We start from the raw sequence: 14,366 nt of genomic DNA on the forward strand, positions 1-14,366 counted from the left end.
GGTGGGCCTTTTGTCTCTGCCGACGGGCGGAACCACCTACCTTGGTGGCGGCCCCGCATGCCTATCCTTCAAACCTTCACGCGTGCTGTGGCTGCGCCAGCTGACTGACCTGCGTCGCCGGCGGATCGACAACCAGGGTGCCGCCATGGCCATCACTCGAGGCCGTGAATGTCGAGGCCATGTAGTTGCCCAGCAGCGCAACACTTGCCGTGACGGTGCCGTCCGTCACCGTGAGCGTTCCTCGCGTGGTGTTTCCGCTGAAGGTCGGCGTGTGAACATTCGCAAAACTGATGTTCGCGAAATCGATCGCGTCCGAACCCATCATGCCGGCGACGGTGCCGTTAAAGCTCGCGGAATTGTCGAGCTTCAGCGTTCCTGTCGAGCTCTGGAACAACACGGTGGCGTTCGAAGCCCCCGGCAATTCCAGCGTGGCACCCGATGCGATGGTCGCATTGCTGGAGCTCTCCCCCGTCACGTTGAATGGCTGCCAGGCCCCCCACGCGATGCCGTCATTGGCCCGGATCCAGAGCTGATCGGTGCCCGAGCCGGCCAGATAGGTCGCCGTGGCAAGTTGTGCCGCGGTGAGGTCGATCTCGGTGTTCGCCGGCTGCGTCGCGTTGTTGACGATCCACGCTCCGTTCGTGTTGGAATCCCACAACGCATATTTCGTTATGGTATCGCCATCCGCGTCGGTCGCGCTGAACAGGCTCGATGCGGCGAAGGTCTGGCCGGAGACCGTCACCACGTTCGAGGCCGACACCGTCGGCGCCTGGTTGGTTGCGGTCGCCGAGAACGCCGTCCAGTTCCCCCACAACATGCCGTCATTGGCGCGCACGTAGAGCAGATCCGCCGGCGAACCGCCGGGGCCGAACACGTAGCTCACCTGCGACAGGTTCGCCGCCGACACATCGATCTCGGTGTTGGCCGCCTGCGCGACACCATTCACCACCCAGTGACCGTTGCCGCCGGTGTCCCAGAACGCATACTTGGCGATCGCGTCGTTGTCGGCGTCCGTGGCCGTGAACAGGCTGGTAGCCGCGACCGAATGGTCGTGAATCCCGGTCGCGCTCGACGCCGTCACGACCGGAGCCTGGTCGGGCCCCGGTGTTGCCGTGAACGCCGTCCAGCTGCCCCACAAAAGGCCATCGTTGGCCCTGACGTATAGGAGGTCGGGCGGGGTGCCGGTCGGCCCGAACACGTAGCTCACCTGCGACAGGTTCGCCGCCGACACGTCGATCTCGGTGTTGGCTGCCTGCGCGACACCATTCACTGCCCAGTGGCCGTTGCCGCCGGTGTCCCAGAACGCGTACTGGGTAATGGCGTTGTGGTCGGCATCCGTGGCCGTGAACAGGCTCGTGGCAAGCGCTGACGTCTCTCCGTGGACTGCTGCCACGTTCGGCGCCGTCACGACCGGCGGATGATCGGACCCTGACGGTGCCGTGAACGCCGTCCAGGCGCCCCACAAGTAGCCATCGTTGGCCCTGATGTACAAGGTATCGGATGGCGCCCCCGACGGCCCGAATACGTAGCTCACCTGCGACAGGTTCGCCGCCGACACATCGATCTCGGTGCTGGCCGCCTGCGCGACACCATTCACGACCCAATGGCCATTGCCGCCGGTGTCCCAGAACGCGTACTGGGTGATGGCGTCGTGATCGGCGTCCGTCACCGAGAACAGGTTCGAGGCGAGTACTGACGTCTCTCCTGCGGTTACGGTCACGTTCGGCGCCGTTACAACCGGCGCCTGATCAGGCCCCGGTGTTGCCGTGAACGCCGTCCAGGCGCCCCACAAGAAGCCATCGTTGGCCCTAACGTACAGCGTATCGGGTGTCGACCCTGTCGGTCCGAACACATAGCTCACCTGCGACAGGTTCGCCGCCGACACATCGATCTCGGTGTTGGCTGCCTGCGCGACACCATTCACCACCCAGTGGCCATTGCCGCCGGTGTCCCAGAACGCGTACTGGGTGATGGCGTTGCCCGTGGCCGAGAACAGGCTCGTGGCGAGCGCTGACGTCTCTCCATGGATCGCGGTCACGTTCTGCGCCGTAACCACCGGCGGAGTGTCGGCCCCCGGTGGCGCCGTGAACGCCGTCCAGGCGCCCCACAGGTAGCCATCATTGGCCCTGACGTACAGCGTATCGGGCATCGAGCCGGGCGCACCGAACACATAGCTCACCTGCGACAGGTTCGCCGCCGACACATCGATCTCGGTGTTGGCCGCCTGCGCGACACCATTCACCACCCAGTGGCCATTGCCGCCGGTGTCCCAGAACCCGTACTGGGTGATCGCGTCGTGGTCGGCGTCCGTGGTCGTGAACAGGTTCGAGGCGAGTACTGTCGTCTCTCCCTGGGTTACCGTCACGTTCGGCGCCGTCACAACCGGCGCCTGGTCAGGCCCCGGTGTTGCCGTGAACGCCGTCCAGGCGCCCCACAAGAATCCATCGTTGGCCCTGATATACAGCGTATCGGGTGCCGAGCCTGTTGGTCCGAACACGTAGCTCAACTGCGACAGGTTCGCCGCCGACACATCGATCTCGGTGTTCGCTGCCTGCGCAACACCATTCACCGTCCAGTGGCCATTGCCGCCGGTGTCCCAGAACGCGTACGTGGTGATGGCGTCGTGGTCGGCATCCGTGGCTGTGAACAGGCTCGTGGCGAGCGCCGATGCCTCTCCATGGATTGCTGTCACGTTCGGCGCCGTCACAACCGGAGCCTGGTCAGGCCCCGGCGTCGCCGTGAATCCGGTCCAGGCGCCCCACAGCATTCCGTCGTTCGCTCTTATGTACAGCGTATCGGGCGCCGACCCTGTCGGCCCGAAGACATAGCTCACCTGCGACAGGTTCGCCGCCAACACATCGATCTCGGTGTTTGCCAGCTCGGTGATGCCGTTCACCACCCAGTGGCCGTTACCGCCCGTGTCCCAGAACGCGAACTGGGTGATCGATTGCCCAACATCCGGATCGGTCACTGTGAACAGGGTCGATGCCGCAACCGACGTTTGGCCGTGCGCCGCAGTGACGTTGCTGTTGTTGGCGATCACGGTCGGCGGCGTATCGACAAACGCCTTGGCCGTGAATTGAGTCCAGCCGCCCCAGGCCGTGCCGTCATTGGCCCGTACGAACAGCGTATCGGTCGAACCGCTCGGACCGAACACGTAGCTCACCTGCGACAGGTTCGCCGCGGGAACATCGATCTCCTGGTTGGTAGCCTGGGTGACGCCGTTGATAGCCCAGTGTCCGTTACCTTGCGTGTCCCAGAACGCATATTGGGTGATGACATCGCCATCGGCGTCCGAGACGCTGAAGAGGGCGGAGGACAGCACGGAGCTCTCACCAAGGATTGCCGTGACATTGGCTGCCGTCGTAACCGGCGGGTTATCTGCATGCGTCGTGACCAGAGTGCCGGTACCGCCCGTGTCCACGCTGACGCTGAACCGCACAGCGGGTGTCTGATCGAGCTGCAGACTGTAGGAAGAACCACCCTCCGTGACCCGCAGGACATTGCCCGGGAGCAAGGTCGCCGAGCCGCCGGAAGAGAAAGTGACGCCGGCCAGATCGATGCTGTCGCCCAGCACCAGCCCGCTGATCGTAGTGGTCGGCATCGACGTGCCGTCAATCTTGAGCTGCCCGCCGGAACCGCTGAAGGTGATGCCGCCGCTCGCGACGCTTCCCGCCTGCAATTCAACCTGGCCGCCGGCAATCGTGACAGGCCCCGTGGAGCCGCCCGACGATACCAGCTCGATACCTCCGGCGAACACCCCGATGTTGTTCGTCACCGCGCCGGCAACATTGAGCACACCGCCGCTCGAAACACCGACGAACGCCGCTGAACCACCGGCCAGAACGTTCAAGATACCGCCGGCGGAGACGCCGGTGCCCGAGCCGATCGCGCCGGAAATGAGACCGCCCGACAGCACGTTCTCGACGCCGCCGGCGCGGACCCCGACCATGCTGAGCGTCGTGCCGGCCACGTTGAAGATGCCGCCGCTCGACACGCCGACATAGCTGGCCGAACCGCCTGCCGATACGTTGACCGTACCGCCCGAAATGCCGGTGCCGGAACCGCTCGCGCCGGAAATCGATCCGCCCGACAACACGTTCTCGATGCCGCCGCTGTAGACGGCTGTGTTGCTGAGCACCTGGCCTGCAACATTGAAGGTGCCGCCGCTCGACACACCGATGTGAACAGCCGACCCGCCGGCCGAAACGTTCAGGATGCCTCCGGAGGCAACTCCGGTTCCCGAGCTCGTGACACCGGAGATCAGTCCGCCGGACAGGACGTTCTCGACGCCGGTGTCCGTGACGTACGTGTTGCTGGTGATCGTGCCTGCAACATTCATGGTGACGCCACTCGACACCGTAATGTTGTGCGCCGTACCACCGGCGGAGACGTTCAGAACGCCACCGTTCCAGGCCGTCACGTAAGCAAGCGAACCGCCTGACGACACGTTGAGTGTGCCGCCGGAAATGGCGGTCCCCGAGCCCGACGCGCCTCCGACAACGCCACCCGCGAGGACGTTCTCGATGGCGCCGGAAGATACGGTCACGTTGCTGAGCACGGTGCCCGCCACGTTGAACGTGCCGCCGCTCGAAACGGTCAGGAAGGCCCCGGTACCACCGGCCAGAACATTCACGGTGCCGGCAGCGGAAATGAGAGTCCCCGAGCCGAACGTGCCGGAGATCAATCCACCGGACAGCACGTTCTCGACACCGCCGCTCGAGACCGTCACGTTGCTGGTCATGGTGCCGGCAACGTTGAGCGTGCCGCTCGACACCACCACGTTGTGCGCCGTGCCCCCGGCGGACACATTCATCGTGCCGCTCGAAACGGTCAGATGATCCAGTGCTCCGCCCGCAAACACATTGACGGTGCCGCCGGACACACCTGTCCCAGAGCCGGGCACGCCAGTAACAACACCACCGGAGAGGACATTCTCAACACCGCCGCTAACGACGCTCACATTGCTGAGCACCGTGCCCGCAACGTTGAAGATGCCGCCGCTAGACACGCCGACGAATGCCGCCGAGCCGCCGGCCAACACGTTGAGCGTACCGCCCGAAACTCCCGTTCCAGACCCGATCGCCCCGGAGATAGATCCGCCTGACGACACGTTCTCGACGCCGCCGCTGTAAACGGCGGCATTACTCAGCACATTGCCGAAGACGTTGAATGTGCCGCCGCTCGACACACCAACATGCGTAGCCGAACCGCCGGCCAGCAAGTTCAACACGCCTCCGGCGGAGACGCCGGTTCCGGAACTCGTGGCTCCGGAAATCAGCCCGCCTGACAGCACGTTCTCGACACCGCCGCTGGCGACGCCGCCCTCGCTGACGACCGTGCCCGCGACGTTCAGGGTGCCGCCACTATACGCCTTGATGAAAGCGGCCGAACCGCCCGCCGACACATTGACAGTGCCGCCCGAAATTCCCGTTCCGGAGCCGAACGTGCCCGAGATGAATCCGCCGGACAGGACGTTCTCGACACCGCCGCCGAAGACCGCCGTGTTGCTGGTCATCATGCCCGCGACATTCAAGGTGCCGCCGCTCGACACCAGGACGGCGTGCGCCGTACCGCCGGCGGAGACGTTGAGCACACCGCCGTTGCTGACAACGGCGTTTTGCTCGGCTCCGAAGACATTCTCGGTGCCACCACTGAGTACGGTGCCGACCGTCGTTCCGCCGGACAGGACGTTGAGCGTCTGACCGCTGCTGATGACCAGCCCCACGTCGGTCTGGCCGCTGCTCACGGTGATGTTGCCGCTGCCACCGCTGCTGGTGAAGAGGAAGATGTCGGTGCCGGTGGCATCGCCCGCGCGGCCGAACGGATTGGTAAAGGTCTGGCTCGGGTCCAGCTGAAGCGTCAGCGTGCCGTTATCGGTGGTCGCTATCTGAAGAACGTTGTTCGCGCCGAGGCCCACGCTGGTGACGTGCGAAGCGCTCTCGCTGGTAAGGTTGATCGTGTCGCCGACGACGAAGCCGGAGATGGTGGCTCCGGGCATCGTGGTGCCATCAATCTCCAGCTTGCCGCCATTGCCCGAGAACCCGGTCCCACCGGAAACGCCAGGCCCGGAGAAGTCAAACTCGCCGGCGGAGCCGCCAACCTGGAGCTCGACCGTGCCGCCCCAGACGCCGATGCTGCCCGCCGATCCGGCAACATTGGCGATGCCACCGGAAAATACATCGAAACGCGTCGCCGAGCCGCCTGCCTGGAGATTGAGCGTACCGTAATCGCCCGTGAACGTGCCGCCCGACCCTGAGATCAAGCCGCCCGACAACACGTTCTCGACGCCACCGCTCGAGATCACACTATTGCTGAGAATGACGCCGGCCACATTCGCCGTGCCGCCGCTGTTCACGCCCACAAAGGCTCCCGACCCGCCGGCAGAGATGTTCAGGGTGCCTCCCGCATAAACCCCCGTGCCCGAATGCGGGGCGCCACTGATGAAGCCGCCCGAAAGGACGTTCTCGACGCCTCCCGAAATACCGACGGTGCTCAGCGTTTCGCCGGCGACGTTCAGGACACCGCCGCCATAGACCGCGATAAAAGCCGCGGAACCACCGGCCAGGACGTTCTCCACGCCACCTGAAAAAACGCCGGTGCCCGAACCGATACCACCGCTGGTAGAGCCGCCCGACGATATGTTCAGCACGCCGCCGCCGCCGACGCGGATATGATCCACCACGCCGCCGGCCAGCACGTTGACAGTGCCGTTGTCGCTGTTGAAAACGCCTGTGCTGCCGCTGCCGGTGCCGCTCATCGCGCCGCCGGCGCTGATCGTCGCGCTGCCGCCGCTCGAAATCGTGGTCGCGGCTGCGTAGCCGCCGGAATCGACCAGGAGCTGACCACCGCTGCTCAGCGTCGTCGAGACCGCCGAGCCTCCGTTGAGGACTTCGAGCGTGTTGCCGCCCGTTTCGATCAAACCTGAGCTGGTAACACCCGAGCTTACGAAAGTGGTGCTCATGGCAGCGCGCCCCCCCAATGAAAAAGGCTAGTCAGTTCTTGAAAAAATCGGCTAGAGCTTGAATCCGGGAATAGTCCTGATCACCGATTTGACGTGATCCACCGTGATCAGCCTTGTGCACTCGAACTGACGCGGCGTCCCCTTGTGGCGGGGACACCAGAAGAAATCCTTGTGGTCGAAGCGAACTGCCGGATCGTTCCAGCAGCTGTTGCAGGCGTGATAGTTGACGACGCGATAGGGCGTAGCAAATTCGTTTGTCGGATGCGTGAAGCCCGAGATCATGACCACCGGCGTGCCGACCGCCCAGGCCAGCCACGCAAGTCCGCTCGATAGACCGACAAAAAATTCCGCGTGCTTGATGAGATTCGCGCGCTCCTGAATCGGCCGGTCACCGGTCCAGTCCTCCGCGCCGTTCGGAATGTGATTCCATACCAGTTCGTGACCGTGCGTCGGCTTCTGATCGATGCAGATCACGCGATAGCCGGCCTCTTTGAGAAAACTGGTCAGCTCACGCCAGCCGTTGGGGTTATTCCAGTACTTGCATTGCGTGGTACTCTGTACCGCGATGCAGACGTAAGGCTCGGGGATCGGCCTTTGGTCATCGGCCAGCGAGATGCGCGGCGCGACTTCAGTCGGATCGACGCCGAGGATATATCCGGCGGTCCGGTGCAGTCCGACAAAGCGGAAGTCGCATGGTTGATAGACGAAGTTCTTGTCGTCGAAAAACAATCCGACGCTGTAGGTGGCGTAGTAGCGGTCGGTTTGAATCTCCTCGTGCGTGACGAAGTTGATGTCGGGGTACGCATCCCGAAACAGCGGAATCAACTTTTCCGCCATTGCACAGGTCAGCCTGCAATTGTGAGCTTCCCTGAACTTCGCCACATAGGGAAACCAGCCGATCGTATCTCCCAGCGTCCCGATCGGAAGCTGGATCAAAACGTGACGATCCGTCGCGTTGTACTCGTGCGAGAAGACGACATCATCGCCCTGCAAGACTTCGATGCGGAAGCGAATGTAGTAGCGCTTTGAGCTGTTGACGCGACCGCCCGCGAACTGCGTCTCGAAGAGAAGGTTGCCGGTCTCGGCGTCCCAGAGCCGCACGCGCCATGGGATTTCTCCCTGGGGACAAAACACCCGGGCGCCGTCGTTGAAGTCGAAGCGCAGCCCCTTCGGACCCAATTGGGTCGGCTGTTCGGCTGCAGGGGGATAGGCAGGCTTCGGCGCGTCGGCACCCGACGAAACGGCTTCCGACTTGCCCGATATAGCGCTCGTCGAACGATCGACGATTATTTTGGGTTGGTCGGTGACATCGTCAATCGAGCGCTTCAGCCCAATCGCCGGCGCAACGGCAATGGCATTCACGAAATATCCCCTGCCCTGAAATAATAAACAGCCTCTTAAAAAGTGCATGGAAGGTAAGCGAGATTGACAACCGCGTCAACGGACGAAAACCTTAGCGGGTACCCCTTCGCAGCCGTTCCTTAACGGCATACACAAAGAAACACACCACGATGAGCCGCACTCCCAGCAAGATCCCGTTTGTGATCGCAGCATCGGCGCATGGCCCGCTGATCGTCAACCGGCTGGACTATCACACGGCGGGCGGCCACACTTTTGGAGTCGGGATTCAGATTCTCGAGCATGGCGCGTTCGACGTCACTGAAATCGAGCTGACGAAGGGTCTTCTTGCACTGCGAAGAACCTACCGGGGCGATGGCGTGGTCGCGATCGACTGCGGGGCGAACATCGGTGTTCACACCATCGAATGGTCCAAGCACATGGACGGCTGGGGCTCGGTCGTTGCCATCGAGGCGCAGGAACGGGTCTACTACGCGCTTGCCGGCAATATCGCCGTCAACAACTGCTTCAATGCGCGGGCGATGCACGCGGTGATTTCGTCGGAAACCGGGAAAACTTGGGTGCCGACTCTCAGTCATCAAGAGCCCGCCAGTTTCGGCAGCCTGGAGATAACGCAACGCTCCGCCACGGAGCAGATCGGTCAGAAGATCGATTATTCAGCGGCCAGCGGCACCGAAACGGCGATGGTCACCCTGGACTCCCTGAATTTGAGCCGCTGTGACCTGATCAAGATCGACGTCGAAGGGATGGAGTTGAAGGTGCTGGAGGGGGCCAGCGTCACGATCCGGCAGCATCACCCCATCATTCATGCGGAATTCATCAAGACCGACAAGGCCGCACTCGTTCACAAGCTGAACGATCAAGGATACCGGACATACGACGCCGGCCAAAACTGCCTTGCGATCCATGAATCCGATCCAAGCCTGAGCCACGTGGAAGCCCGAACCACGTCGTGACTGCCTGACTTGCTGCACTCCATCACCGCTCTCGCAGAGCATCCTGCCGGTAGCGCACGATCGGCGACAGCAAATAGCTCATGATGCTGCGGGCGCCCGTCCTGATTTCGACGGTGACGGTCATTCCCGGCGAAAGATTGATCTCCTTGTCATCGACGACCATCTTGGTCCGGTCGATCGAGACATGCGCGATATAGACCGGCCCCTGTCCCTTTGGCTCGCTGCTGCTCCCCTCCGTCGCTGCGCCATTGGGCTCGCGGGCGGAATCCCGCGCCTTGTCGCGGGAGACGGAATCGGGCGAGACGCTGACGATCTTGCCGTGCAGCAGGCCGTAACGCGTGAAGTTGAAGGTATCGACCTTGATTTCGGCGTCCTGGCCCGGGTGCACAAAGCCGATATCGCGATTTGAGACCATCGCTTCGATTTCAATCAGATTGTCGCTCGGCACGACCACCGCAAGCGTCTGGGCCGGCGTGACGACACCGCCGACAGTGTGCACGGCCAATTGCTGCACCACGCCGTCGATCGGCGCCGCGAGCTTCTGAAGGTTGGTCCGGTGCTCGGCTTTGGACACCTCGTCCTTGAGGCTGCCGGCCTTCTGCGTCGCCTTGGCCAGATCGTCGTACAGGCGGTGGCGGTACTCCGAGACAAGCTTGGCGCGCGTCTCATCGAGTGCGGCCACGGCTGCGTCGGCTTCCTGGAGCTTGCTCCGCTGCACCAGGATGTCCTGCTGCATCCCGACCAGTTCCTGAAGCTCCTGCAAATATTGCAGCTTTGAGCCGTACTCCCGGTCCGCCAGATACTTGCGAACGCTGACGCGCTCCTGCAGCACCGGCAGCAGAGCTTCGATCTTGGCGATGCTGGCGTCGATCGTCTTGGTCTCCGCCACCTTCTGCACCCGCTGCCGATCCAGCTCGGACAATTTGGCGCGCTGCTCGGAATCCTGACTTCGCAGGTATTCCATGTGCATTTGGACCAGGGCGGGCGGCGCGTCGTCCGGCGCGCCGTCAAGCCCGCTCGTGTTTCCATCAAGCGCGGAACGCGTGCGTGCGATGTCCAGCAATGCGGCGAGAAGATCGTTTTTCTGGTGCTGAAGCTCCGCCTGGTTGCTGGTCGGATCCAGCTCGATCAGAATCTCGCCGGCCTTGACGGTTTGGCCGTCGCGGACGTGAATCGCCCGCACCACCCCGATCTCGAGCGGCTGGACCAGCTTGACGCGGTCGCCCGGCACGATCTTGCCGGGGGCGGAGGCCACGATGTCGATCTTGCCGAGGCCGGCCCAGGCCACGGCGCAACAGAACAGGGCAGCCAGCAAGACGGCAGTCAGCCTGGCAGTGGGCGATGGCGGCGTCTCGACGATTTCGAGGGCGGCCGGCAGGAAAGCCAGCTCGTCCCGGGTTTTGCGCCCGGCCGCAGGCGCTTCACGAGCCGACTTCATGGATCCCCGCCTGCAACCGGTAAAGCGACGCGTATCTTCCGCCCGAGCTCAGCAGCTCCTCGTGGGACCCCTGTTCAACCAGCCTGCCGCGATCGATGGTGATGATTCGATCAGTACGCCGCACGGCGGACAGCCGATGCGCAATGACAAAGACCGTTCGCCCCTTCACGATCCGGTTCATATTGTCCTGAATGACTCGTTCGCTTTCGTAGTCCAGCGAACTGGTCGCTTCGTCGAAGATCAGGATGCGCGGATCGGTGATCAGGGCGCGCGCGATCGCGATGCGCTGCCGTTGCCCTCCCGACAGACTGGAGCCGCGCTCGCCCACGACGGTGTCGTAGCCTTCGGGGAGCTCAAGAATGAATTCGTGGGCTCCCGCAAGCTGGGCCGCGGCGATCACCTGCTGCATCGGAGCGGCCGGGTCGGCGAGCGCGATGTTTTCCCGGACGCTGCGATTGAACAGCACGTTTTCCTGCAGCACGACGCCGACCTGGCGGCGCAGCCACGCCGGATCGACCATCGCAAGGTCGACGCCGTCGACGAGGACCCTGCCCTTCTCCGGAACGTAAAGGCGCTGAACGAGCTTCGTGAAGGTGCTCTTGCCTGAACCGGACGGGCCGACGATGCCGACGACCTGGCCGGCTGGAATGTTGATGTTGATCTCGTGCAGCACCTCGGGTCCATCCACTCGATACCGGAAGGACACGTGCTCGAGCGTGACCTGCCCCTTGATGGGGGGCGGCACGGCGCGACCGGGGTTGAACGTCTGCTCCGCCGGCGTGTTCAGGATATCGCCGAGCCGCGCGATCGAGAGCCTGGCCTGATGGAAGTCCTGCCAGAGCTGCGCCAGCCTCAGAACCGGCGCGCTGACGCGTGACGCGAACATGTTGAAGGCGATCAGCTCGCCGACCGTGAGGCTGCCGTCGATCACCAGTTTGGCGCCGGCATAAAGGATCACCGCGGTGACGAGCTTGCTCACGAACTGGACCGACTGGCTCGCAACATTGGCGAGGCTGAGCACACGGAAACTCGCCGCCACGTATTCGGCAAGCTGCTCCTCCCAGCGGCGCTGCATCTGCGGCTCGAGCGCCATCGCCTTGATGGTTTCGACCCCGGTCACGCTCTCGACCAGAAACGCCTGGTTCTCGGCCCCGCGCTCGAATTTGGTGTCCAGCCGCTGACGGAACAGCGGCGTCGCGCCGGCGGAGATGCCGACATAGAGCGGGAAGGATCCGAGCACGATCCAGGTCAGGATCGGCGAGTAGACGAACATCACCGCGATGAAGACGACGGTGAAGAACAGGTCGATCACGACCGTCAGGGCCGAGCCGGTCAGGAAGTTGCGGATGTTCTCGAGCTCGCGGACCCGCGCAACCGAATCGCCGACCCGGCGAGCCTGAAAATAGGCAATGGGCAGTCCGATCAGGTGCCGAAACAAGCGGGCCCCCAGTTCGACATCGATCCTGTTCGTCACATGGGAGAACAGGTAGGTCCTCAATATTGCGAGGGCCGTCTCGAAAACCGCGATGCCGATCAAGCCTACGACGAGCACATCGAGTGTGCTGAGTGTGTGATTGACCAGGACCTTGTCGATCACCACCTGAAAGAACAGCGGCGACACCAGCGCAAACAGCTGCAGGAAAAAAGAGGCGATCAGCACCTCCACGAAATGGTACCGATATTTGTGGATCGCTCCCAGAAACCATGACAGGTCGAAGCGGCGTGCAAGATTGACCAGCCCCGCCCGGCGGCTCACCAGGATCAACTGGCCGGTCCACACTGCCTCCAGATCAGCCCGCGTTATCAACTCCGGGCGCTCCGACAGCGGCGATTGAACGAGGATCTTGTCGGCGCCCACCTTGGCAAGGATCAAATGACCACCGTCGCGCAACAACGCGATGGCGGGAAGCGGCGCCTTCTCCAGCCTTAGCCAGTTGGTGGTCACCTCCCGGGCCTTGACGCCGGTCGAGCGCGCGTGGCGCAGCATCTCCGGCGTTCCGAACGGGCCATTGCCGACTTGATGACGAATCTGGTCGACATCGGCCGCGATGCCGTGAAAACGCAGCAGCATCGCGAGTGCAACGATCCCGCTGTCTGCTGCCGTACCACTCCGCGTTTCAATCATCTCACGATTTAATCTGCTCAGTAGCTGAAAATGACTGCCGTCGAACGCGAGCCGACACTGTCGTGAGCGCGCCCCCTGCCCTTTCGGCCTCGCCGTCAGCGCAAGCTGACTATTCGTAACGAACCGGTAGAGCAGCAGATGAATATGACGGCCAGAGTACTATGGCTCTCCGGCGAGATGCAATTGGCGTTGTCCGCGACCAAGCAGAATTCGCGAACAACATCATGCCGATCCCAGAATCGATCGTTGGAACCGTTCGCAGCCGAAGCAGGCTCCGTAGTCTTACGGGTCGCCGTGCTTGATATCGCCTCCAACGGGGTCACCCGGATGAGCTCGTCGGCCGTTCGGTGCAATAGAGAGCATGCCTTTCTGGTCTTGCAGGATACAGAAATGACTGGTCACATGAATATTAATTATTATTGGTACGCTACCATAGATTGAAGGCTCGACCAATATGACTTGGAATTATTCCGTAACGTTGAATGATTCTTCGAGCGCAGGCGGATCGGCCGAGGCCTCTCTCGTTTACGATCTCGAGCAGGCCCTCAATGTCTGGCAGCGATACATCCTGGGCAATGGCACCCTGGTGGTGCAGCTCAACATCCTGCCCACCACCGTTGGCCGCGCCGATGGCGGGCCTACCTCGAGCTACAACGTCGGCACAAACGGCGGGCTCGCGGTGTATGAGCCGTCAAGCCAGTACGAGCTGACCACCGGACAGCATGTCGCCGGCACCACAAGCGACATCACCATCAACATCGATCCCGGCTACTTCCAATATATCGACATGGATTATGGCCTGACCTACGCCAGTCAGGTGCCCGCAAACGTGATCAATCCGATCGACGTTTTTCTTCATGAGCTCATGCACGGCTTCGGCATGACGGGCTGGTACAACCAGAGCGGCCAGCTGCCCGGCGCCTACGAATCGACGTTCGACACCCTGATCCAAAAGAGCGGCATGGGCGCCTACTTCGTCGGCGCGAATGCCGAGGCCGCCTACGGTGGCCCGGTGCCCCTGACCACGAACAGCACCACCCAGAACTACTACCATTTCGGCAACCAGCAATCCGACCTCTACGCCACCCCGTCGACGGTCAAGGACCCGCTCACGCTGGACTTGATGAACGGGATCGTTTTCTTCTCCGATTACCAGTACGCGATCTCCAACCTGGACATCGGAATTCTGAAGGATCTCGGATACAGCATCCGGACGACACCGGTCGTGACGGCCGGCGATCAGGCCGCGGGCCGAAATCAGGTTTTCGCGGCCTCATCGCTGTTCTCGGTGAACATGGCCGCCGGCGATTCCGTTACCGAATATTCCTTTTGGGACAGCAACGGCAACGGTCACTGGACGGTGGGAGGAACAGTCCAGGGCACCAAGACCGAGATCGACATCAGCGCGTCGCAGCTGGCGCAAACGAGCTATCAGGCTGGACCCGGCGCCGACACTTTGTGGGTAAGAGCCTTCGACGGCTATTTGTGGAGCGACTGGAAATCCTTTGTGATCTCGCCGGCCGA

5 protein-coding genes are annotated in these 14,366 nt (G+C 62.7%); 1 reads left to right on the forward strand and 4 read right to left on the reverse strand.

Annotated features, from left to right (window positions below; all coding sequences use genetic code 11):
- Positions 1 to 76: 76 nt before the first annotated feature.
- Both JQ507_28780 and JQ507_28785 read right to left on the reverse strand, forming a co-directional pair.
- A complete protein-coding gene (locus tag JQ507_28780) occupies positions 77 to 6,964 on the reverse strand; it encodes a hypothetical protein (GenBank protein ID QRI68847.1) in 6,888 nt (2,295 codons plus the stop codon).
- 51 nt (positions 6,965 to 7,015) lie between these two features.
- Complete coding sequence (locus JQ507_28785; GenBank protein QRI68848.1) at positions 7,016 to 8,374, reverse strand: autotransporter strand-loop-strand O-heptosyltransferase; 1,359 nt, start codon at positions 8,372 to 8,374, stop codon at positions 7,016 to 7,018.
- 101 nt (positions 8,375 to 8,475) lie between these two features.
- On the opposite strand from JQ507_28785, the gene JQ507_28790 reads away from it, so the two are divergent.
- The gene (locus JQ507_28790; protein QRI68849.1) at positions 8,476 to 9,279 is read left to right on the forward strand and encodes an FkbM family methyltransferase; all 804 of its coding nucleotides are present in this window, start codon (positions 8,476 to 8,478) and stop codon (positions 9,277 to 9,279) included.
- Between the two features lie 22 nt (positions 9,280 to 9,301).
- On the opposite strand, the gene JQ507_28795 is transcribed toward JQ507_28790, so the two are convergent.
- Together JQ507_28795 and JQ507_28800 are read right to left on the reverse strand one after the other, a co-directional pair.
- A complete protein-coding gene (locus JQ507_28795; protein ID QRI68850.1) occupies positions 9,302 to 10,717 on the reverse strand; it encodes an HlyD family type I secretion periplasmic adaptor subunit in 1,416 nt (471 codons plus the stop codon).
- Positions 10,701 to 12,842, reverse strand: coding sequence for a type I secretion system permease/ATPase (locus JQ507_28800; GenBank protein ID QRI68851.1), 2,142 nt, complete (start codon positions 12,840 to 12,842; stop codon positions 10,701 to 10,703). The genes JQ507_28795 and JQ507_28800 overlap by 17 nt, the downstream gene beginning before the upstream one ends.
- Positions 12,843 to 14,366: the final 1,524 nt, after the last annotated feature.

Origin of the sequence: Bradyrhizobium sp. PSBB068 (genome assembly GCA_016839165.1) — a bacterium.
Taxonomy (GTDB): domain Bacteria; phylum Pseudomonadota; class Alphaproteobacteria; order Rhizobiales; family Xanthobacteraceae; genus Bradyrhizobium.